Annotated in this window: 14 protein-coding genes and 1 tRNA gene; 8 read left to right on the top strand and 7 right to left on the bottom strand. The window is 75.9% G+C overall.

The annotated features are described in order from the left end of the window. Positions 1–259: 259 nt before the first annotated feature. The 5 genes from ACIQKA_RS12055 to ACIQKA_RS12035 all read right to left on the bottom strand — a co-directional run bounded on the left by ACIQKA_RS12055 (position 260) and on the right by ACIQKA_RS12035 (position 5,426). On the bottom strand, positions 260–1,117 hold the full coding sequence (locus tag ACIQKA_RS12055; RefSeq protein ID WP_383152047.1) for a GNAT family N-acetyltransferase: 858 nt from the start codon (positions 1,115–1,117) through the stop codon (positions 260–262). A gap of 250 nt (positions 1,118–1,367) precedes the next feature. Beyond that, positions 1,368–2,267, bottom strand: coding sequence for a hypothetical protein (locus tag ACIQKA_RS12050; protein WP_383434440.1), 900 nt, complete (start codon positions 2,265–2,267; stop codon positions 1,368–1,370). Then, positions 2,264–3,283 (bottom strand): SPFH domain-containing protein, encoded by a 1,020-nt coding sequence (locus ACIQKA_RS12045; RefSeq protein ID WP_383152045.1) that lies wholly within the window; start codon positions 3,281–3,283, stop codon positions 2,264–2,266. Before ACIQKA_RS12045 ends, ACIQKA_RS12050 begins: the two co-directional genes overlap by 4 nt. A gap of 263 nt (positions 3,284–3,546) precedes the next feature. Further along, positions 3,547–4,554 carry a DMT family transporter gene (locus ACIQKA_RS12040; protein WP_402540826.1) on the bottom strand — a complete coding sequence of 336 codons (1,008 nt, stop codon included), beginning with the start codon at positions 4,552–4,554 and terminating at the stop codon, positions 3,547–3,549. Next, complete coding sequence (locus ACIQKA_RS12035) at positions 4,551–5,426, bottom strand: phosphatase PAP2 family protein (protein WP_391094082.1); 876 nt, start codon at positions 5,424–5,426, stop codon at positions 4,551–4,553. Before ACIQKA_RS12035 ends, ACIQKA_RS12040 begins: the two co-directional genes overlap by 4 nt. 209 nt (positions 5,427–5,635) lie before the next feature. Here ACIQKA_RS12035 and ACIQKA_RS12030 point away from each other — a divergent pair, with 209 nt between their 5' ends. Next, positions 5,636–6,238 carry a TetR/AcrR family transcriptional regulator gene (locus tag ACIQKA_RS12030; protein WP_383434431.1) on the top strand — a complete coding sequence of 201 codons (603 nt, stop codon included), beginning with the start codon at positions 5,636–5,638 and terminating at the stop codon, positions 6,236–6,238. Between the two features lie 118 nt (positions 6,239–6,356). Here ACIQKA_RS12030 and ACIQKA_RS12025 read toward each other — a convergent pair whose 3' ends face one another. Further along, entirely contained in the window at positions 6,357–6,941 is a 585-nt protein-coding gene (locus ACIQKA_RS12025) for a DUF309 domain-containing protein (protein ID WP_391094080.1), read from the bottom strand. A gap of 435 nt (positions 6,942–7,376) precedes the next feature. Between ACIQKA_RS12025 and ACIQKA_RS12020 the strand changes: the two genes are divergently transcribed. The 4 genes from ACIQKA_RS12020 (at position 7,377) to ACIQKA_RS12005 (ending at position 13,378) form a co-directional block, all read left to right on the top strand. Then, a complete protein-coding gene (locus tag ACIQKA_RS12020; RefSeq protein ID WP_402540963.1) occupies positions 7,377–10,112 on the top strand; it encodes an AAA family ATPase in 2,736 nt (911 codons plus the stop codon). A gap of 53 nt (positions 10,113–10,165) precedes the next feature. Further along, a tRNA-Pro gene (locus ACIQKA_RS12015) sits at positions 10,166–10,239 on the top strand. Positions 10,240–10,447: 208 nt separating this feature from the next. Beyond that, positions 10,448–11,092 carry a hypothetical protein gene (locus tag ACIQKA_RS12010; protein WP_402540823.1) on the top strand — a complete coding sequence of 215 codons (645 nt, stop codon included), beginning with the start codon at positions 10,448–10,450 and terminating at the stop codon, positions 11,090–11,092. Between the two features lie 327 nt (positions 11,093–11,419). After that, positions 11,420–13,378: a potassium channel family protein gene (locus ACIQKA_RS12005; protein WP_402540822.1), complete on the top strand. Its 1,959-nt coding sequence runs from the start codon at positions 11,420–11,422 to the stop codon at positions 13,376–13,378. Positions 13,379–13,388: 10 nt separating this feature from the next. On the opposite strand, the gene ACIQKA_RS12000 is transcribed toward ACIQKA_RS12005, so the two are convergent. Beyond that, positions 13,389–14,447 (bottom strand): PucR family transcriptional regulator, encoded by a 1,059-nt coding sequence (locus tag ACIQKA_RS12000; protein ID WP_383152039.1) that lies wholly within the window; start codon positions 14,445–14,447, stop codon positions 13,389–13,391. A gap of 233 nt (positions 14,448–14,680) precedes the next feature. Between ACIQKA_RS12000 and ACIQKA_RS11995 the strand changes: the two genes are divergently transcribed. The 3 genes from ACIQKA_RS11995 (at position 14,681) to ACIQKA_RS11985 (ending at position 22,053) form a co-directional block, all read left to right on the top strand. Continuing rightward, positions 14,681–14,920, top strand: coding sequence for a hypothetical protein (locus tag ACIQKA_RS11995; protein ID WP_402540820.1), 240 nt, complete (start codon positions 14,681–14,683; stop codon positions 14,918–14,920). A 175-nt stretch (positions 14,921–15,095) separates the two neighbouring features. Then, entirely contained in the window at positions 15,096–17,147 is a 2,052-nt protein-coding gene (locus ACIQKA_RS11990; RefSeq protein WP_383152037.1) for a flotillin family protein, read from the top strand. Between the two features lie 100 nt (positions 17,148–17,247). After that, positions 17,248–22,053: a DNA repair ATPase gene (locus tag ACIQKA_RS11985; protein WP_402540818.1), complete on the top strand. Its 4,806-nt coding sequence runs from the start codon at positions 17,248–17,250 to the stop codon at positions 22,051–22,053. Position 22,054 lies beyond the last annotated feature (1 nt).

Raw genomic sequence — 22,054 nt, 5'->3', positions numbered from 1 at the left:
GTCGCCCCTCAGGGGGCGGCGGGGGGTCGGCGAGGGGAGGGGGCGCGGGGCCCGCCGGGGTCGGATTCGCCGGGACCGGGGCGCCGGTTCGGACCCCGGGCTTCCGTGGTCTCAGCCGGCCCGGACCATGGTTTCCGTGGTTTCGGCCCGCCAAGAACCGTGGTTTCGGCCCGTCCGGAATCGTGGCTCCCGCCGACCCGAACAGGGGCCTCCACTGGTCCGGACCTGTCGTTTCCCCCGCTTCCCCGCTCCCGCCGGATCAGCCCAGTTCGAGCGTGGTGACCCCGAAGACGCGCTCGCGGGCCACCGGGCGGACGGGGCCGGTGTACATCCGGGCCGTCTCGAACGTCGGCTCCAGCCCCCGCTCCAGGGCCAGGCGCGCCGCCGCGGGGTTGACCTCCGGCATGTCGATCGCGATCCGGTCCGAGCCGAAGTCCCTCGCCTCGGCGGCGAGTCCGTCGAGCAGGGCCGCCGCGTCCGCCGGGGTGTCCGCGAACAGCGGCCCGATGCGGGCCTCGTCCTGGGCGGGACGAACCACCCCGTACCCGGTCGGGCGCCCGTCGACGATCCGGGCCAGGGCGCGGTGGCCGGGCGTCGCCAGCCAGGCGGAGAGGAACCGCGGCCGGTCTGCGTGGTGACAGGCGCCGTCGTACGCCGCGAGGGCGGCCGGACCGACCCGCCCGGCGGGCACCAGACCGGCCGGCGTGCCGTCCGGGGGCGGGACCGCGCCCACGTACCGCGCCGTGCGGTACGCCGTCGTGAAGCCGGAGCGCCGGTAGTTGTCCTGCTGCGCGGGCACGCCGTCGAGCCCGACGGTCCGGTCGCCCGCGTGGCCCAGCGCGGCCCGCCAGGTGGCCAGGCCGTGGCCGAGGCCGCGGAGTTCGGGGCGCACGAGGTAGAAGCCGAGGAAGGCGTAGGCCTCGTCGTAGCCGACGACCGAGACGGCGGAGACGGGCTCCCCGTCGATCCGGCCGAGGAAGAAGCCGCCGGGGTCCTGCGCGAAGAAGGCCGTGGCGTCGGAGAGCCCCGGGTTCCACCCCTCCTCGGCGGCCCAGGAGCGCACGAGCTCCCAGTCCTGCGGCGTGGCGGGGGAGACGGTCAGCGAGCCGGGGGCCATGGGGTGTCCTTCGACGGCCGGGGAGGGACGGGAGGGTGCGGGGAGGTCCGGGCGGCCCGACGGCGGGGCGGGCGGATACCCGGGCAAAGCGCGCCGAGCATAACGCCGTACGGGCCGCCGCCCGGCCCGGACCGATCGGATCCGGCCGCGCGGACGGCGGGACCGGAGGACCTCGCTGCGGCCTCGGCTCGGTGCACCGGGCGTGGGCGTGGTGCCGTGTGGGACCGGAGGACCCCGCTGCCGCCCCGGCTCAGTGCACCAGGCGCAGGCGCGGTGCCGCGATCGCCAGGCGGACTGTCTGGCCCCACGTCAGTTCGAGCGCGTCCGACTCGACGCCGTCGCCGAAGGCGACCAGGCGGTCCGACTCGACGGTGAGGCGCAGGCCGCGGCCGGGTCCGAGGAGGCCCTCGACGCGGGCCGTGCCGGTCGTCGGCGACGGCCAGGCCTCGCGCACGAACCAGGCGAGCCGGGGGTCCGAGGGCGCGGGCAGCGCGAGCGCGCTGGAGCGCTGCTCCCACAGGGAGCGCAGCCAGCCCGTGGCTCCCGTGCCGGTGCCGACGAGGACGCCCGACGAGGCCTGGGCCTCGGCCGGGGCGTCCGTTCCGTCGAGCCCGAGCGTGTAGCGGGCGGTCTGGTGGCCCGGCGGCCCGACGTAGATCTCGTTGAGCGCGAGGAGCCGCTGCGCGTCGTCGGTGACGGCCTCGACCATCGTCAGCTCGTCGACCGCCGCGCCCTCCCCCGCCGCGTACGGCAGCAGCCGCCGCGCCCGGTCCGCCCGGTGCCGGACCAGGACGCCCGGATTGCGCCCCGGGTCCGCGTCGATGCCGACGACGGGCTGCCCGGTCAGGTACTTCGCCGCGTTGGCGACCAGGCCGTCCTGCCCGACCACCACCACGACGTCCTCGGGGCCGAACAGGAACCGGTCCAGATCGGCCCGTTCCACCCGGTTCTGCCGCCACGTCAGCGGCACCGCGCCCGCCACCTCGGCGAGCGCCCGGTGGGCCCGGTCGTGCCGCTCGCGCACGGCGTCGATCGAACGGCCGCGCGCGGAGAGGAAGAACGCGGCCTGCCCGTGCGTGCCGTGCCGGGCGAGCAGCTCCTCGTACTCCGTCGTCCGGTGCACGAGCACCGCGCGCGGCGCGAGGCTCACGACCGCGCCCCGCCCGTTCCGCCCTCGCCGCCCAGCCGGGCGAGCAGTCCGGTGAGCACGTCCGGGGAGAGCGTCAGGTGCTCGATCCGGGGCAGGTTCTCGGCCGCCCGCTGCACGGCGAGGGCGTGCAGGACGGCCGGGTCGGTCTCCGCGTGCGCCCGCAGCCACGCGGACTGCGCTCCGGCGCGCGCCTCGCCGACCTCGCGCGCCGCCTCCGCCTCGGCCCGCGCCAGCCGGACCTTCCGTACGGCCTCGGCCTCGGCCCGCACCGCGTCGGCGGCGGCGTTCTCCTCGGCCTCGCGGCGCGCGTTGGTGCCGCGCTGCTCGACGAGCCGCTCCTCCTGCCGGGCCAGCTCGATCTTGCTGGCGAGCTCGTTCTCGGCGATGGCGCGTTCCCGCTCGACGGCGACCGCCCGGCGCTCGTAGGTGGCCCGGTCGGCCTCCTGCTGGATCTGCTCGCGGGCGGGGGTGCGCAGGGCCCGCTCGACCTCGGGCTCGGGGCGGATCGCCACCACCCGGACGGCGACGACCTCGATGCCGGTGTCCGGCAGGCGCGGCTCGGCGGCGAGACCGGTCGCGACGCGGTCCCGGACCGCCGCCACGCCGTCGACGAGCGCGGCGGCGAGGGTGGTGCGGGCCAGGACGTCGAGGGCGTGCTGCTGGGCGGTCTCGGTGAGGAGGGTGGCGATCTGCTCCAGCGGGGTGCCGCGCCAGGCGCCCGTGTCGGGGTCGACGGAGAAGTCGAGCCGGGTGGCCGCCGCGCCCGGGTCGCCGATCCGGTACGTGACGGTGGACTGCACGCTCACGTCCTGGAAGTCGGCGGTGCGGGCGTGGAAGGCCATGGCCAGCTCCCGGTCGTTCACCGGGACCTCGGAGAGGGCGGCGGTGCGCGGCCGGAACCAGAAGCTCAGCCCCTCGCCGTCGTGGACGAGCCGTCCCCGTCGCTGGTGGCGGATGTGCGCGGTGGGCGCGGAGCGCAGATGGCGCCAGCCGGCCCGCCGGGTGATGTCGGCCATGGAAACCCCCTTGTCGTCATGTTGACGATAGGGCTGGATTCGATTGTCGTCAACATGACGAATTGCGGGTGACGGGGTGACGGGGTGACGGCGTTGCGGGTGACACGTGGCGGGATGAGGCGGTGGCGGGGTGAACGGACGACGGGGTGACGGGGCGACCGGGTGGAGGGGGCGGCGGGACGATCGGGCAGGGGGCGGCGAGGCGACCAGGTGGCGGGCGGAGGGCGGCGGGGCGGAGGGACGGCGCCGGAAGGCGCCCGTCCTCATCCGGCGAGCGGGACGCCCACCGCTTCGGCCTCCGGCGCGGCGATCCGGGCCGTCGGCACACCGCCGATGCTCCCCGCCGCGACGCCTCCCCCCGCCACGCCGCCGGTCTCCACGACGGCCCCGGCCCCTCCCGCTCCGCCCCCGCCCCGCGTCAGGAGCACCACGCCCCGCGCCGCGACCAGCGACGCGCCGGCGGCGGCGAGCCAGCCCCAGGCCCCGGCCCGGAAGGTCTCGCCGAGGAGGGCCACGCCGATCACCGCGGCCGCCGCCGGGTTGGAGAGGTTGACGACGGCCAGCGGCGCCGCGAGCCCGCCCCGGTAGGCGGCCTGCGAGAGCAGCAGTCCGCCCGTCGCGAAGCCGGATATGAGCACCGCGAGCAGCGCGGTCTGCCACCAGGTCGGCTCGGTGCCGGGAAGGTCGCGGGCGAGCGCGGCCGTCAGGGTCTGGGTGAGCGCCGAGGCGACGCCGGAGGCGATGCCGGAGGCCGTGGCGTGCCCGAGCCCGCGCCCGGTCCGCCCGCCGCTCCCCTGGAGGCGGCCCGAGGCGAGCGCGGCGATGAGGAGCGCCGTCGCCGCGGCGACGACCAGCGACTCGCGCAGGCTGAGCGCCTCGCCGGGGGCCGCGGGCCCCGTGACGGCGACCAGGCCGACGAGGCCGGCCAGGGTCCACAGGGCCCCGCGCCACTCGGTACGGGTCACCCGCCGGCGCGCGCAGTACGCGCCGAGCGGCAGCGCCGCCACGAGGGTCAGCGCGCCGAGCGGCTGGACCAGGGTCAGCGGCCCGTAGTGCAGGGCGGCCACGTGGGCGAGGGCCCCGGCGGCGTTCAGGCCGACCGCCCACCACCACTGCCCGCGGGCGAGCAGCGCGCGCAGCGCCCCGCGCCCGCCGGAGGCGGCGGACGAGGCCGCGGCGAGCCGGGCCTGGGCGACGGCGGCGAGCGCGTACCCGGCGGCGGAGACGAGGGAGAGGAGCACCGCGACCGCGGTGCCGGCGGCGGGGTTCATCGCAGGGCTCCGACCGTGAGGGGGGCCGCCTCGACCGGACGGCGTGCGGGTGGGGGCGCCGTCCGGTGGCCGGGGGCGCGGACGGCGAGCAGCGCGAGGCCGAGGAGCGCGGCGGCGGCGAGCGCGTCGAACCAGTAGTGGTTGGCGGTGCCGACGACGACGAGCAGGGTGAGCAGCGGGTGCAGCAGCCAGAGCGCCCGCCAGCGGGAACGGGTGGCGGCGATCAGGCCGATCGCGACCATCAGGGCCCAGCCGAAGTGCAGCGACGGCATCGCGGCGAACTGGTTCGCCATCGAGTCCGCCTCCGGCACCGCCCCGTAGACGGAGGGGCCGTAGACGCGGGCGGTGTCGACGAGTCCGGCGGAGGCGAGCATCCGGGGCGGCGCGAGCGGCATCAGCAGGTGCAGCGCGAGCGCGGCGGCGGTGAGGAGCGCGAGGACGCGGCGCGACCACAGGTAGTGGGCGGGGCGGCGCAGGTACAGCCAGACGAGGAAGGCGACCGTGGCGGGGAAGTGCACGGTCGCGTAGTACGTGTTCGCGGCCCGGACCAGCGGTTCGCCGTGCATCAGGAGCTGCTGGACCGCTCCCTCGCCCGGCAGGTGGAGCGCGCGCTCGGCGTCCCAGACGCGGTCGGCGTTCCGGAAGGCGCGGGCCTCGTGGCCGTTGGCGAAGAGCCGGCCGAACTTGTAGACGAGGAACAGGGCGGTGACGAGCAGCAGCTCGCGCAGGAGGGGTGGTCGCCCGGCCCCTCCGGGAGCCCCTCCGTTCTCCTCCGGTTCCCCGCCGGCGCCGTGGTCGGCGGGGCCGGCGACGGGCTTCGCCCCCGGTCCCGCAGGACGTGGTCCTCGTATCCCGCGTGTCCCGGCAGCCATCGTGCGGCCCTCTAATCCGTCAAATCGGCAACAAACGGAGGAAGCCTAGATCTCTTTTCATCGAGACGCAAGCGTCTCGATACGTTTGCGTCTCGATTGTGCACCCCCTACTCTCGTATGTGCAGAGCCAGACCCGCGGGGCAGGGACGATCCGGCCCGTACGGGAGAGACACAGCGGGGACACGGAGGTGTCCGCCCGGGAGGGACCGATGTCCACACAGGCCGCGACCGCCGCCGCCCGGCGCAGCAAGATCACGCCGGAGCGCGAGACCGAGCTCTACGACGCGGTGCTCCGCCTCCTCCGCGAGGGCGGCTACGACTCGGTGACCATGGAGGGCGTCGCCGCCCTCACCAAGTGCGGCAAGGCCACGCTCTACCGGCAGTGGGGCACGAAGCCGCAGCTCGTCACCGCGGCCCTCGCCCGGCGGCGCTGCGTCGTCTTCGGCGGCATCGACACCGGCACCCTCGCCGGCGACCTGCGCGAGGCCGCCCGCGTCGCCGCCTCCCACCACGAGCGCGACGCCGGCCTCATGGAGGCCGTGGCCCAGGCGTACATCCAGTACCCCGACCTGCGCGCCGCGTTCCGCGAGACCGTCATCGCCCCCGAGATCGCCGCCATCGACGCGATCGTGGCGCGCGCGGTGGAGCGCGGCGAGGTCGAGGCCGGCAACCCCGCCGTCGGCTTCGTGGCCCCCGCCTTCCTCGGCATGCTCCGCATCGAGCGGATCTGCGAGGAGCGCTTCACGGACTCCTCGACCATGCGGAGCTTCGTCGACGCCGTCCTCCTCCCGGCGCTGCGCGCCACCGGCTGAGCCGGGACGCCGCCCGGCACCGCGTGTGAGGCCCCGGCGACGGGGACGGGCCCCGTCGACCGGCCACGCGCCCGTACGGCGGCGGGAGACCGAGGGGGCGGGAAGGCGACGGACGGCGTCAGGAGGCGTCCCGGCGCAGCCGCGGCGCCTCGGCGGCGGCGTCGACCGAACCCTCCGACCCGCCCCCTTCCGTACGAACGGCCAACTCCCGCGCCCAGGAGACGAGCCCGTGGAGGTCGATCCCGTACGGGCCGGGTCGGGGACCGCGTCCGGGTCCGGGTCCGGACGAACCGTGCTCGGAGATCCCGGCCCGCGGCCCTCCGGCCTCCGGCGTCCCGGTCTTTGAGGCCCCTGTCTCCTGGGCTCCGGTCGTTGAGGCCCCTGCCTCCGGCGCTCCGGTCCTTGAAGCCCCTGCCTCCGGCACCCCGCCCCCCGCCGCCCCCGCCCCGGCCGCCGCCAGCCGGTCGGCGCCGCGCCGGAGCAGGCGCGCCCCGCCCGCCGCGTTGCCCCGGGCCGCGTGGGTCAGGCCCACGGCGAGCTGCGCGAGTCCCTGCCACAGGTCCCGTTCCGCCCCGGGGCCGGACTTCCAGGCGTCCTCGAAGACCTCGTGCGCGTGGAAGGGCATCCCGGCGTCGAGCAGCCGCTGCGCCTCGCGCAGGGTCGCGCCGGGGTCCCGTACGACTCCCTCCGGCTGCCGTGGCACCCCCTCCGCCCCGTACGGAAGCGGACGGCCGAGCCCGTCCCGGGGGCGGGAGCTGCGGGCCCGTCCCTCCTCGTCGCGATCCCTGCCTCGGTCATGCGTGGTCCGGTTCACCCCTCCATTGTCGCCCCCGGAACGATCAGGAACGCTAGGCTCGTCCGACAAGCGCTTCGTGCCGGTCCGCGTGGGTCTCACCGGCCGCGGCGCGCAAGGAGCTCGGGTAGGGGAGTGAGTCGCCGGTGCCGTCGGATCCCGAACAGCCGTCGCCCGTCACGCCGTTCGTGCCCGCGGTCCCGGACGGGTCCCACGGCGGGCTGCTCGAACGCGATCCGGAACTGTCCGCGGCCGCCCACGCCGTCGACGAACTCGTCGCCGGGGCGACGGAGGGCGGCCCGGTGCGCGGCGGCATCCTCGTCTACCGGGGAGAGGCGGGAATGAATCGGCAAGACGACCCTCCTCGACGAGATCCACCGCACCGCACGCGACCGGTGCACCGTCCTGACGGCCCGGGGCGGCGAGACCCTCACCTCGGTCCCGTTCCACGTCACCCGCCAGCTCCTCCAGCCCGCGCTCGACCGCTTCGACGAGGAGGAGGTGCGCCGCCTCTGCGGCGGCCACTTCGACCTGCTGGCCCCCGCGCTCGGGCTCGCCCCGCCGCCTCCGCCGTCGGCCGCTCCCGCCGACCCGCAGGGTGTGCGGGACGGCCTGGCCAAGCTCCTGGGGCGGCTCGCCGACCGGCTGCGGGACCGGCCGCCGGTGCTGCTCGTGGACGACGCGCACTGGGCCGACGCCGAATCCCTGGCGTGGCTCGACGCCTTCACCCGGATCCGGCGGGACCGCCGACTGCCCGCCCTCGTCGTCCTGGCCCACCGGCCCCTGTCGGAGGGGACGCAGCGCACCGGCGTGCCGGCCGTCCTCGCCGCGCTCGCCGACCGCGCCGTCGTGACCCTGGGCCTGCACGCCCTGACGCTCGGCGCCACCGCCGCGCTCGCCCGGGACACGCTGGGCGGCCACGCCGACGAACCGTTCTGCCGCGAACTGTGGACGGTGACCTCCGGCAACCCGTACGAGACGGTCGAACTGCTCGCCAAGGCCCGCGACCGGATGCTCGAACCCGTCGCCGGCTCCGCCTCCCTGCTCCGCGGCCTCGGCGCCGAAGCGCGCGGCGGCGGGCTCGTCGCCCGTCTCGAAGAGCTCGGCGCCGGTCCGACCCGGCTCGCCTGGACGATCGCCGTCCTCGGCGCGGACAGCACGCCGGACCTCCTGGCGTCGCTCGCCGGCATGAGCGGGCCGGAGGTCGCCGAGCACACCGAACTGCTCCGCCAGGCGAGGATCGTGACGACGGGCGCGGACCGGGCGGCCCGCACCGGCCCCGAAGCCGGGGACGACCCGAACGCGGTCGCGGGAGCACCCGCCCACGCGCTCCCCACCGACCCGGGCTCCACCGACCCGGGCTCCGCCCATCCCGACCCCGTCCACCCCGGACCCGCCCACCTCGGCCCCGTCCACCCCGGACCCGCCCACCTCGGCCCCGTCCACCCGGACTCCGCCCACCTGGAGTTCGCGCACCCCCTCATCGCGTCCGCCGTGTACGGCTCGATGTCACCGGCCGCGCGGACCGCCATGCACGGGCGGGCCGCCTGGGTGCTCACCGCGGCGGGCCACGGACCGGCCGCCGTCTCCCGGCACCTCCTCGAAGTGCACCCCGACGAGGACGAGGACGTCGTCCGCCAACTGCGGGCCGCCGCCGTCGAACACCTCGCCGTGGGCGCCCCGGACGCGGCCCGGCGCTGTCTGGAGCGGGCCCTGGAGGAACCACCGGCCCCGGACTCGTACGCCAGGGTGCTGTACGAACTGGGCTGCGCCTCCCTGCTGACCGCGCCCGCCGCCACCGTCCGGCACCTGAGCTCCGCGCTCGGCCTGCCGGGCCTGGACGACGACCTGCGCATCGACGCGACCTACCGGCTCGCGCAGGCCCTCGCCCACAACAACCAGCTCAGGGAGGCCGCGCGGGTCCTGGCCACCGAGGCCGTCCGCACCCCGCCCGGCACCGACCGGCGCCGTCTACAGGCGGCGAACTTCATGTACGAGGGGTTCCAGGCCGCGGAGGAGGACGGCCCCGGCCGCTCCCGCCGCCTGGCCGACCTCACCGCGCACTTCACCGGCGCGGACAACTCCGAGCGGGCCCTCCTCACGGTGCGCGGGTTCGACGCCATGATGCGGGGCGAGCCCGCCGACGAGGTCGTCCGCCTCTGCGACCTCGCCCTCGTCGACGGCATACCGGCCCGGGGCCTCGGCTGGACCGACGCCACCTGGGGCTTCGAGATCCCGGCGCTGACCGGCATCGCGTACGCGTTCTCCGACCGTCCCGACCGGGCCGGGGCGCTCTTCACGGAGGCGGTCCGCGCCTTCGAGATCTCGGGCTGGAGCGGCGCCCACGTCGCCTTCGCCCACACCCTCCTGGGCCTGGTCCACCGGCGCCGCGGCAACCTGCCGAGGGCGCAGCACTACCTGGAGGAGGGCCTGCGCCTGGCCGACCGGGTCGGCAACGGCCTCCCCGTGCACTGGGACACCGCCTGTCTCCTGGTCGACACGCTCGTCGCCCGGGGCCGCACGGCGGAGGCGCGCAGCGTGGCCGACCGCTACTCCTTCGGACCGCCGTGGCCCGGCGCGATCGTCCTGCCCGACGGCCCCAGCGTCCTCGGCCGGCTCCTGCTCGCGGAGGGACGCGTCGAGGAGGCGGTGGCCACCCTGGAGGCCGCGTCCGAGGCCCTGGTCGAACGGGGCCGCCACCACGTCGTGTGGGCGCCGTGGCCCCTGGACCTCGCGCGGGCACTCGCTCCCACGGACCCGGACCGCGCGGCCGGGATCGCCGCCGAGGCCCGTGCCCACGCCGAGCGCATCGGCACCCGCACGGCCCTCGGCGAAGCCCTCCGCTGCGCGGCCCTCATCGCCGACCCGCCCGAGTCCCGCCACCTCCTCACCGAGGCCGTCGACCACCTGGCCGCGTCCCCCTCCCGCTACGAGGAGGCCCGCGCCCGCCTCGACCTGGCCCGGGTCACCGGCTCCGCGGAGGCCCTCGCCGAGGCGACCGCCCTGGCCACCACCTGCGGCGCGTCCCTCCTCACCGCCGACGCGGTGACAGCCCGTGCGTCGTCCCACCCTCCGCAGTGAGGTAATGTTTCCCCTGCACGCCGACGCGGGGGCAAACCGCCGAGGACGCGCATCGGGACGTGGCGCAGCTTGGTAGCGCACTTGACTGGGGGTCAAGGGGTCGCAGGTTCAAATCCTGTCGTCCCGACTCGAAGGAGTCGTGGTCCGAGGGGCCGTTTCGGAGGAATCCGAAACGGCCCCTCGGGCGTTTTCGGGAACCGGTCGGGGAACGGCTCGACCGACCGGAGCGTGTCCGTCGTCGCCGGTCGGTCCCGTCGCGTCGCGGCGGGTTCGCACCCCTCGACGCCCGGCACGCCGTGGTCGTCGCCCCGCTCATGGAGGCGCACGGAAAGGCCGTGGCCGCCATCGGCGGCGCGGCGGCCGGTTTCACCACCACGGCCCGCAACTTCCGGCAGGCGGACGCCGCGACCCATCCCCTCAGCCCGTCCTCCGTCCCTCAGGCCCCGCCGCAGGTCATCCCCGCGCCGCCGGCCTGCACGGTTCCGCCGCCGTTCGACGTCCGCGACGGCAACGCCGTCGACGAATTCGCCGACGTCCTCGACGGCGGCGACATCCCCGCTTCCCCGAGGCGCACCGTGATCGAGGAGGCCCTGCGCACCGGCCGGGCACGGGAGATCCTGCCGCTCACGAACCACCTCAGGGCCAACGAGCTCTCACAGGCGTGGCTGCCCTACCAGACGGGCATCGGCATCGTCCAGGGGCAGCTCACCGCCACCATCGGCATCGTCACGGACCACGCCAACGGGGACTGGCACGGGGCGATGACGCAGTTCGTCTCGTCGGTGTGGGGCACGACGGCCCGGGGCACGAACACGGCCGGCTACGCGTGGGGGCACAAGCCGCCGACCGGCGCGGGCACGAGCCTCCCGGTCCTCGGCGTCCTCGGCACCACAGCCAGGGTCCCGGCCCAGGCCGTCCGCACATGCGCGGAGGCCGCGGAGAAGGTCCGCACCGAACCGCGCGGGATCCCGCGCGGCTGAGCTCGTCCGTGACCGGGCCCGGCGCGACGGGCGCCGCGGCGCCACCGGTCGTCCATCGCGCCGTCGCGCGCCCGGGGACGGGGTGCCCGCCCGCGGCCGGCGACGGAGCCGCCCCCGACGGCCACCTCCTCGTGCTGGGCGACCGTTCCGAGCCGACGCCCACCGCGCCGGCCGACAGGCAGCCGGGCCCGCCCGAACTCTTCCCGGATCCGGCAATGAATCGCCCTCGCCCCGTGTGACACCATGATCCGGCCCGCGGCGGCACCGTCCGTGACGGGGTGTCAGGAGGCGGGTCCGGAGCGGGGATCGGCAGGCGAGGGGGAGGCCATGACCGTAGTGCCCCAGGCGAACGGGCGGCTGCAGACCGGTGGGCACATGGTCGTCTGCGGGGACGACGCGCTCGCGCACCGGATCGCCGTCGAGCTCGCCGACGTGTACCGGCAGGCCGTCACCCTGGTCGTGCCGCCGCCGGTCGGTTTCGAGGGGGTGGCCGGTCAGCCGGCGAGCGTCTCCCGGGCCTCGGCGCTGCTCGGCCGGATGAGCGCGGCGGTCGGGCGGCCCGGCGGGCCGCCGGGGAACGGCGCGGACGCCGGGCAGGTGCCGGGCGTGCGGGAGGTGACCGCCGCCGTGCCCGACGCCCAGGTCCTGGCGGAGGTCGGCGTGGCGCGGGCCGCGGCCCTCGCGCTGCTCTACGAGGACGACGAGGCCAACATGCGGGCCGCGTTCCTCGCCCGCCGCCTCAACCCGAGGATCCGGCTCGTCCTGCGGATGTACAACCGGAACCTCGGCCGGCGCATGGCGGAGCTGCTCGACCAGGCCACCGACCTCACGGTCCCGGAGAACGTCCGCGGCCGGCACGACACCTCGACGATCGTCCTCTCGGACGCCGACACCACCGCCCCGGCGCTCGCCGCCACCGCCGTCGCCGGCACCCGCAAGATCGTCCAGGCCGACGGACTGCTGCTGCGCGCCGCCGAACGGCTGCCCAGCCGCCCCGGGGACGTCGCCGCGCCCGGCCTCGCGACCCTCGCCCTGCTGTCCTCCACGACCACCGACCCGGCCGGCGCCGAGGGCTCCGACCGCAGCGGCCCGCAGGCCCCCCGGCTGCTCCCCGACGACGACGCCGTACGGGCCGCCGCAGGGCGCGGCACCATCGTCCTGGAGGCCGTCACCCACGAACCGGCCACGCCCCGCAGGCGTACGAGCCGGGGCGCCTCCTTCAAGGAGCTGCTCTCGCGTCGGCTGCGCTGGGCCCTCGCCGGCGTCGTCGCGGCCGTCACCGTCCTGGCCGTCGTCTCCTCGCTCGTCACCGACGACTCCGCGCTGCACGCCGTCTACATCACCCTGCTCGACCTGTTCGCGATCGCCGACCCCGCCGTCGACGAATCCGCACCCCGCCAGATCCTCCAGCTCCTCACCGGGTTCGTCGGCCTCGCCCTGCTGCCCCTGCTCGTCGCCGGCGCCCTGGAGGCCCTCGGCGCCTACCGCAGCGCCGCCGCGCTGCGCCGGCCGCCGCGCGGGCTCGCCGGCCACGTCGTCCTGCTCGGCCTCGGCAAGATCGGCACCCGCGTCCTGGCCCAGCTCCGCGAACTCGACATCCCCGTGGTGTGCGTGGAGGACGACCCCGACGCCCGGGGCGTCGCGCTCGCCCGAAGCCTGCGCGTCCCCGTCGTCCTCGGCGACGTCACCCAGGAGGGCGTCCTGGATGCGGCCAAGGTCCACCGCGCGCACGCGCTCCTCGCCCTCACCAGTGCCGACACCACCAACCTGGAGGCCGCGCTCTCCGCGCGCACGCTCGCGCCCGACCTGCTCGTCGCCCTGCGCCTGTACGACGACGACTTCGCCACCGCCGTCTACCGCACCCTGCGCGCCGCCCATCCCGACGCGCTCACCCGCAGCCGCAGCGTGTCCACCCTCGCCGCGCCCGCCTTCGCCACCGCGATGATGGGTCGTCAGATCCTCGGCGCCATCCCCGTCGAGCGCCGGGTGCTGCTCTTCGCCGCGCTCGACGTCGCCGGACAGCCCCACCTGGAGGGGCGGACGGTCCAGGAGGCGTTCCGGCCCGGCGCCTGGCGCGTCCTCGCCCTCGACACCACCGCCCCGCAGGCCCGCCGCCCCGACCTCACCGCCGCCCACGGCCGCGACGACCCGCCGGGCCTCCTGTGGGACCTCCACTCCGGCTACGTCCTGCGCCCCGAGGACCGCGTCGTGATCGCCGCGACCCGCGCCGGCCTCGCCCAGCTCCTCGAACGCTCCCGCACGCCCGCCTCCGGCCGGGGGCTGTGAGGAGCCGCCGTCACAGCTCCCGGTCCGGCCAGCCCAGGAGGCGGGCGCCGATGACGGCCGTCTGGAGGGTGTAGCGCTGGGTCGGATCGCCCGGATCGGCGCCCGTGAGGCGGTGCACGCGGTCGAGCCGGTACGTCACCGCCCGCACGCTCAGGGAGAGCTGCCGGGCCGTCTCGGCCGCGACGCAGCCGGTGTCGAAGTAGGCGGCGAGCGTGTCGATCAGCGGCCCGGCGCCGCCCCGGGCCTCCCGGAGCGGGCCCAGGACGCTGACCACCAGGTCGGACATGGCCTGGCGGTCACGGGTGAGGACCGGATAGACGAGGAGGTCGGCGGCGCGCAGGACCGGGTCGTTCAGGTCCAGGCGGGCGGCCAGGCCGAGGGCGTTCAGGGCCTCCTCGTACGACTGGACGACCCCGCCCGGACCCGAGTGCGGGCGCCCGATCGCGACCTGTCCGCCGTCGGTCGCCGCGTACGCCTGCTTGGCGAAGAAGGACAGCACCTCCGGCTGGTCGGCCGGGGCGACGCAGACGAGGCGCCCCTCCTTCGTGGTGAGCAGGATGCGCCGCTGGCCGAACCGGGCCACGAGGGACGCCTCCACGCCCCGGGTGACGGAGGCGCCGTCCTCGTACGGCTCCCTGCCCTGCGCCACGGCCACCGCGTGCGCGTGCGCGAGCAGCAGGCCGAAGCGCTCGGCGCGCTCGGCGAGGCGCCCGAGGTCGCTCCGCCCGTACAGCAGGTCGTCGATGAACTCGCGGCGCGACGCCTCCTCCTGGCGCACCGCGAGGATCCCCGCCCGCTCGTGCCCCTCCGCGAAGGCGTCGACGGCCTGCTCGACGACGGCGAGGAGGTGGTCGCCCGCGGCGCGCGGCAGCTCCGCCCGCAGCTCACCGGCGGCCGAGAGGTGCGCCCGTATCAGGGCGCGCAGCCCGATCCCGGCCTCGGCCGCCCGCTCGCCCCGGGCCCGCAGCGTCTCCAGCTCGTCGCGGGTCAGCCGCCGGCCCGTCGCCGAGGCCCCCGCCAGGATCTCCCCGTACCCCTCCAGGTACTCCCCGGACACCACTCGTTCCACCGTCGTCCTCCCCGCCCCTGTGCCGTGCTCGCCCCCCCTCGACGCACGGAGCCGGACGAGGGCCGGACACCGCCGGGGCGGTCACCGGCATCAAGGATGCGTCAAGATTGCCGGAAACCGGCAATGCGAACAAGTGGACGGCCCTGCCACGATGTTTCCACGGAGGGCACGTCCGCCGGCGGGACGCCGGGGACGGGCGGCGAAGACCACGCGTCGAGGGGGAGGGAAGCACGATGAACGAGTCCCCGACCGACGCCCTCCTCCCGGACGGCGCCCGCTTCCCGGGCCGTGGACGCTTCCAGACCCGCGGGCTCTCCCGGGCCGGCGCCCGTTTCCCGGCTGGTGCCCGCTTCCGGGCCGGCACCCGCTTCCCAACCGGCGTCCGCCTCCCGGTCGGCGTCCGCCCCGCGGCCGCGCCGGCGCGCCGCTGCCTCGCGCGGCGCACGGCGAAGCTCTTCCCCGACGAACCGTAGCCGTCCCGGGAGGACTCCGGTCCCCGGGTACGGCCCCTTCACGGCCGGCGGACGACGGCGCCCGGGCCGGGCGCGGACCTCCGCACGGGCGGCCCCGCGCGGCCGCCCACCGGCCGGCGGCGCGGACGCGGCGCCGCCACACCCCTCAACCTCCTTCCTACACACGGGGTTCCACATGGATGCCATCACCGTGGGCATCGGCGTGCTCGTCGCCGTCGTCCTGCTCCTCGTCCTCGTCCTGGTCCTGGTGATCAGCAGACTGTTCCGCAAGGTGGAGCAGGGCAAGGCGCTGATCGTCTCGAAGATGCGGAAGGTCGACGTCACCTTCACCGGTCAGGTCGTCCTGCCCGTGCTGCACAAGGCCGAGGTCATGGACATCTCGGTCAAGACGATCGAGATCTCCCGCACCGGCCGCGACGGCCTGATCTGCCGGGACAACATCCGCGCCGACATCCGGATCTCCTTCTTCGTCCGCGTCAACAAGACCGTCGAGGACGTCATCAGGGTCGCCCAGGCCATCGGCACCGCCCGCGCCAGCGACAAGGACACCCTCCAGGAGCTGTTCAACGCCAAGTTCTCCGAGGCGCTCAAGACCGTCGGCAAGCAGCTCGACTTCACCGACCTCTACACCAAGCGCGAGGAGCTGCGCTTCCGGATCATCGAGATCATCGGCATCGACCTCAACGGCTACAGCCTGGAGGACGCGGCCATCGACTACCTGGAGCAGACCCCGCTCGCCCAGCTCGACCCCGGCAACATCCTCGACGCCCAGGGCATCCGCAAGATCACCGAGCTGACCGCCGCCGAGAACGTGCGCACCAACGAGTTCCGCCAGCACGAGCAGAAGGAGATCACCCGGCAGAACGTCGACGCCCGCGAGGCCATCCTGGAGCTGGAGCGGCGCCAGGCCGACGCCGAGATCAAGCAGAAGCGCGAGATCGACACCGTACGGGCCCGCGAGGAGGCCGAGACCGCCCGGGTGGTGGAGGAGGAGCGGCTGCGGGCGCAGAGCGCCTTCCTGAAGACCGAGGAGCAGCTCGGCATCCAGCGCGAGAACCAGGCCCGCGAGGTCGCGGTCGCGCAGAAGAACCGCGAGCGGGTCATCGCCGTCGAGAACGAGCGGATCGAGAAGGACCGCCTCCTGGAGGTCATCGCCCGCGACCGGGAGACCGAGCTGACCCGCATCTCCGCCGAGAAGGAGGTCGAGGCGGAGCGCCGGGACATCGCCGAGGTGATCCGCGAGCGGGTCGCGGTGGACCGCACGGTCGCCGAGCAGGAGGAGTCGATCAAGCGGCTGCGGGCGGTCGAGGAGGCCGAGCGCAACCGTCAGGCGATCGTGATCGCCGCCGAGGCCGAGGCCCAGGAGCGGCTGGTCAAGGACATCAAGGCCGCGGAGGCCGCCGAGCAGGCCGCCGTGCACCGGGCCGCCGAGGAGCTCACCCTCGCCGAGGCCCGCAACAAGGCCGCCGACATGGACGCCCGCGCCAAGATCCGCCTCGCCGAGGGCGTCCAGGCCGAGGCCGCGGCCGAGGGGCTCGCGGCGGTCCAGGTCCGGGACAAGGAGGCCGACGTCATCGAGAAGGCCGGCCGCGCCGAGGCCGGGGCGACCGAGGCCCGGCTGCGCGCCGAGGCCGCCGGCGCCCGCGAGAAGGCGCTCGCGGACGCCGAGGGCGCCAGGGAGAAGGCCCTCGCCGAGGCCACCGCGATCGGCGAGAAGCTGAAGGCCGAGGCGGCGGGCCTGACCGAGAAGGCGGCGGCGATGGCCGCCCTCGACGAGGCGTCCCGCACCCACGAGGAGTTCCGCCTCCGCCTGGAGGCCGAGAAGGACGTCCGGCTCGCCGGGCTCGACGTGCAGCGCCAGGTCGCCGAGGCGCAGGCCACCGTCCTCGCCACCGGCCTGGAGAACGCCGACATCAACATCGTCGGGGGCGAGTCCGTCTTCCTCGACCGGCTCGTGCAGTCCGTCTCGCTCGGCAAGTCCGTCGACGGCTTCGTCGAGCACTCACGGACCGCACAGGCCCTCGCCGGCCCCTGGCTGAACGGCTCGCAGCCCTTCACCGAGGACCTGGCCAACGTGCTCGGTTCGCTCTCCAGCACCGACGTGCGCGACCTCAGCGTCTCGGCGCTGCTCGCGAAGCTCATGAAGTCCGGCGCGCTCGACGGGTACCTGCCGGCCCCGGCCGCGCCGGTCGAGACCGCCGCGCTGAACGGCGCGGCCAAGGACTGACCGCCCACGGGGGTGGCGGTCGGCACGGGTCCGGTGCCGGCGAACGGGGGAGTGGCCGGCACCGGACCCGCAGTCACTACGGTACAGAGGGAGCACAGGGATGAGCGCCGGAATCGACCAGGACACGTACGCGGTGCTGCGCGACCGCCTCACCGCGCAGGCCGGCGAACTGGCCCGGCGCGCCGAGGCGCTCAACGCGGCCCGTACCGCGGCCTTCGGCTCCGGCGGACTCGCCCTCACCGGCACCCACCGGGTCCGCACCGAACGGGCCGGGGTGCTCCTCGACGTCGTCTCCGTCGGGGACGGCGTCCTGCTGTTCGGCGGGAGCCCGGTCGCCGCGGGCGGTGGGGGCCCGGCGGTCGCCGACGTCCTCACCCTGCACGACCGGGACCTGGACCCGCTGCCCGGGGACGCGGTCCCCGGCCTCCTGGACGACCCCGGCTTCGTCCGCGAGTTCGCCGCGCTGCACCGCTACTTCCGGGGCGCCCGGCTGCTCCGGCTGCGGCGGGTGGAGGACCGGCTCCTCGCCGTCTTCCGCATCGGGGAGAAGGCCGACGACCTGCGGGTGCTGCGCTGGGCCCTCGAACCGTCCGGCGGGGCGCGGTTCCTCGACGCCCGGGGCGAGCGCGACCACACCTTCCCGCCCGCGCACGACCTCGACTGGACGGAGAGCACCCGGGACGACCACGTCTCCGGCCGGCACCCCCACATCTCGCTCGGCGGGCGCCTGTACGTCTCCACGACCGGCGGGGCGCTCACCGTCAAGACGGAGAACGACCCCGAGACCGCCGACGGCATCCACGCGGAGCCGGTCGACGAGCCGCTGCAGTCCCTCGCCGACGCCGAGGTCGCCCACGCCGTCGTCGGCGCCCTGACCCTGATCCGGGTCCGCCCGTACAAGGAAGAGGCCGTCCGCCACCTCGTCTTCAACGCGCTGACCGGGACCGTCGTCCGGCTCGACGGCATCGGGCAGGCCTGCCTGCGGCTGCCCGACGACGAGGGCGTCGTCTTCCCCGGCGGCTACTGCCTCTCCTCCGGCGCCGTGAAGACCTTCGACACCGACACCACCGGCCTCGCCTTCGACCGGGCGGTCCGCTCGCCCAACGGCGAGGACCTCCTCTTCGCCTTCCACGCCCGCACGGAGGGCCGCGGCCTCCTCCTGTCGTACAACCTGATCCGCAAGGAGATCGCCGCCCCGCTCGCCTGCCGGGGGTACGCGCTGCTCGACGACGGGACGATGGTCGTCCTGCGCGGCGAGTCCGGCGAACCCGGCCGGGCCCACCCCGTACAGGTCTGGGCGACGCCGTACGTCTCCGACACGCACGTCGCCCCCGTGCCCGACGACCCGCTGGCCCGCATCGGCAACGCGGACCTCGTCCGGGGCGTCTCCGACTGCCTGTCGATCGCCCGGCAGGCCACCGAACTCACCCCCGCCGGCGAGGTGTACGAGGCGCTCGTCGCCGCCTGCGAGAGGGCCGGCGACGTCCACCACTGGCTGGGGGACCCGGAGACCGGGGACCTGCGCACCCCGCTCGCCGAACTCCGCGCCACCGCCGGACAGGTCCTCGACGAGTTCGCCACCGTCACCACCCTCACCCGGCAGGCCGCCGACGCCCTCGCGGAGACCACCGGGCGGATCGCCCGGCTCGTCCGGCGCGTCCGCGGCGAGGCGCCCGCCACGGCGGAGGAGTGGATCTCCCGCATCACCGAACTCCGGCGCACCCAGGGCCACCTGGTGACCCTGAAGGAGATGCGGTACGCCGACACGGACGCCGTCGACGCCCTCGCGGCGGACGTCGAGTCCGACATCGCCGCGGCCGGCCGCCGCGCCGTCGCCTTCCTGCGGGGCGAGGACGCCTTCGCCGGCCAGCACGCCGAGGCGGAGCGGCTCGCCGCCGAGGCCGGGGAGGTCGCCACCGTCGCCGGGACGGGCCCGGTCGGCGAGCTGATCGACGACCGGACCACCGGCCTGCGCGCCCTCGGCGAGATCGTCGCCGGGCTCGACATCGGCGACGCCACCGTCCGCACCGCGATCCTGGGCCGCGTCGCGGACGTCCTGGGCGCCCTGAACCGCGCCCGCGCCGTCCTCACCGCCCGCCGCGCCGAACTCCTCGACCGGGAGGGCCGGGCGGAGTTCGCCGCCGAGTTCGCCCTGCTCGGCCAGGCCGTCACGGGCGCGCTCGCCGCCGCCGACACCCCCGACCACTGCGACGACCAGCTCGGCCTGCTGCTCCTCCAGCTGGAGAACCTGGAGTCCCGCTTCGCCGAGCACGACGGCTTCCTCGCCGACCTCGCCGAGCGCCGCACCGAGATCCACGACGCCTTCACCGCCCGCAAGCAGTCCCTCCAGGACGTCCGCGCCCGCCGCGCCGAGCGCCTCGCCGGATCGGCCGACCGGGTCCTGGAGGCGATCGCCCGCCGGGCCGCCGCCCTGACCGATCCGGACGGGGTGCACACGTACTTCGCCTCCGACCCGATGGTCGCCAAGATCCGGCGCACCGCCGCCGAACTGCGCGCACTCGGCGACCAGGTGCGGGCCGAGGAGCTGGAGGGCCGGCTCGGCGCCGCCCGCCAGGAGGCCGGGCGCGCGCTCCGCGACCGCACCGAGCTGTTCTCCGACGGCGGCGACACCGTCCGCCTCGGCCGGCACCGCTTCGCCGTCAGCCGGCAGGCCCCCGAACTCACCCTCGTCCCGCACGGGGACGCGCTCGCCCTCGCCCTCACCGGGACCGACTACCGCGCGCCCGTCACCGACCCGGAGTTCGCCGCGACCCGCCCGTTCTGGGACCGGACGCTGCCCTCAGAGTCGCCCTCGGTCTACCGGGCCGAGCACCTGGCCGCCCGGCTGCTCGCCGAGCACGGCGCGGACGGCTCCGCGGGCGCCGACCTGCCCGCGCTCGCCCGGACCGCCGCCGAGGCCGCCTACGACGAGGGGTACGAGCGGGGCGTCCACGACCACGACGCGGCGGCGATCCTGGAGGTGATCCTCGCCCTCCGCGGGAAGGCCGGACCGCTGCGGTACCCGGCGGCGGCCCGGGCCGCCGCCCAGCTCTTCTGGGCGCACGCGGCCGACGACGCCCGCGAGCAGTGGACCCGCCGCGCGGTCTCGCTGACCCGCGCCCGCGACCTCTTCGGCGCCGCGTCGGCCGTCGACGGGCTGCGCGACGAACTGGCCCGGGAGATCGGGGACCCGACCGCCGCCGAGTACCTGGTCGAGGAGCTCGCCACCGGCCCGAGCGGCTTCGCCGTCTCGGGCGCGGCCCGCACCCTGCTCGCCACGTTCCGCCACGCCGCGGGCGGTTCCGCGTACGACGACGCCCTCGCCGGACTCGCGGACCCCGGCGCGCGGCGCCAGCTCGTCGAGGCCTGGCTCACCTCCTACGCCTCCGCCTCCGGCGACCCGCTCGACGGGGACGTGCTCGCCGAGGCCGTCGCCGTCGAACTCTGCCCCGGACTCGAACGGTACGAGGTCGACGCCCCGACCGCCGCGACGGTCACCGGCCTCCTGGGCGCCCACCCCCGCGTGCGCGACCGCTCCCTCGACGTGCGGATCGACGAATTCCTCGCCAGGACCACGGAGTTCGCCGCCGTGGAGGTGCCCGCCTTCCGCGCCTACCAGGAGCGCAGGGCGGAGCTCGTCGCGGCCGAGCGCGCCCGGCTCCGCGTGGACGAGTACCGGCCCCGCGTCATGTCCTCCTTCGTCCGCAACCGGCTCGTCGACGAGGTCTACCTGCCGCTGGTCGGCGACAACCTCGCCAAGCAGCTCGGCGCCGCCGGGGACGCCAGGCGCAGCGACTCCCACGGCCTGCTCCTGCTCCTCTCCCCGCCCGGCTACGGCAAGACCACCCTGATCGAGTACGTCGCCGACCGCCTCGGCCTGCTCCTCGTCAAGGTCGACGGACCGGCCCTCGGGCAGCACACCACCTCCCTCGACCCGGCCGAGGCGCCCGACGCCACCGCCCGCCGGGAACTGGAGAAGATCGCCTTCGCGCTGCGGGCGGGCAACAACGTCCTGCTGTACGTGGACGACATCCAGCACACCTCGCCGGAGTTCCTCCAGAAGTTCATCCCGCTCTGCGACGCCACCCGCACCCTGAACGGGCACGACCTGCGGGGCAAGCGCTTCGCCGTCTGCATGGCCGGCAACCCGTACACCGAGTCCGGGCAGGCCTTCCGGGTGCCCGACATGCTCGCCAACCGGGCCGACGTGTGGAACCTCGGCGACGTCCTGACCGGCAAGGAGGACGCCTTCGCGCTCAGCTTCGTCGAGAACGCCCTCACCTCCCACCCGGTCCTCGCCCCGCTCGCCGGACGCGACCGGGCCGACCTGGAGCTGCTCGTCCGGCTCGCGGCCGGCGACCCGACCGCGCGCCGCGACCGGCTCGCCCACCCGTACGCCCCGGCCGAACTGGAGCGGATCCTCGCCGTCCTCGGGCGGCTCCTCACGGCCCGCGAGACGGTCCTCGCCGTCAACGAGGAGTACATCGCCTCCGCCGCCCGGAACGACGCGGCCCGCACCGCGCCGCCGTTCCGGCTCCAGGGCTCGTACCGCACCATGAACAGGATCGCGGCCCGGATCTCGCCCGCCATGAACGACGCCGAGCTGGCCGCCGTGATCGACGACCATTACACCGCCGAGGCCCAGACCCTCACCACCGAGGCCGAGGCCAACCTCCTCCGTCTCGCCGAACTGCGCGGCACCCTCACCCCGGAGCAGGCCGCGCGCCGGGCCGAGGTGAGCGCCGCGTACGTCCGCGCGCGGACGCTCGGCGGCTCCGAGGACGACCCCCTCGCCCGCGCGGTCGCCGCCCTCGGACTGCTGGCCGACCGGATCGCCGCAGTCGAGTCGGCGATCGAGCGGGCGGCGGACCCGAGGAACCTGCCGAGGGCGCCGCGCCGGCCGTGAG

The organism is Streptomyces sp. NPDC092045 (genome assembly GCF_044756005.1).
GTDB lineage: Bacteria > Actinomycetota > Actinomycetes > Streptomycetales > Streptomycetaceae > Streptomyces.
Note: the sequence above shows the minus strand (reverse complement) of the source record. Positions and strands in the feature narration are given on the sequence as shown.

Excerpts from the sequence above, each read along its gene's own strand:
- ACIQKA_RS12055 (WP_383152047.1), bottom strand. The coding sequence starts at position 1,117 with ATGGCCCCCGGCTCGCTGACCGTCTCCCCCGCCACGCCGCAGGACTGG.
- ACIQKA_RS12045 (WP_383152045.1), bottom strand. The coding sequence starts at position 3,283 with ATGGCCGACATCACCCGGCGGGCCGGCTGGCGCCATCTGCGCTCCGCG.
- ACIQKA_RS12040 (WP_402540826.1), bottom strand. The coding sequence starts at position 4,554 with ATGAACCCCGCCGCCGGCACCGCGGTCGCGGTGCTCCTCTCCCTCGTC.
- ACIQKA_RS12035 (WP_391094082.1), bottom strand. The coding sequence starts at position 5,426 with ATGGCTGCCGGGACACGCGGGATACGAGGACCACGTCCTGCGGGACCG.
- ACIQKA_RS12030 (WP_383434431.1), top strand. The coding sequence starts at position 5,636 with ATGTCCACACAGGCCGCGACCGCCGCCGCCCGGCGCAGCAAGATCACG.
- ACIQKA_RS12005 (WP_402540822.1), top strand. The coding sequence starts at position 11,420 with ATGACCGTAGTGCCCCAGGCGAACGGGCGGCTGCAGACCGGTGGGCAC.
- ACIQKA_RS11995 (WP_402540820.1), top strand. The coding sequence starts at position 14,681 with ATGAACGAGTCCCCGACCGACGCCCTCCTCCCGGACGGCGCCCGCTTC.
- ACIQKA_RS11990 (WP_383152037.1), top strand. The coding sequence starts at position 15,096 with ATGGATGCCATCACCGTGGGCATCGGCGTGCTCGTCGCCGTCGTCCTG.
- ACIQKA_RS11985 (WP_402540818.1), top strand. The coding sequence starts at position 17,248 with ATGAGCGCCGGAATCGACCAGGACACGTACGCGGTGCTGCGCGACCGC.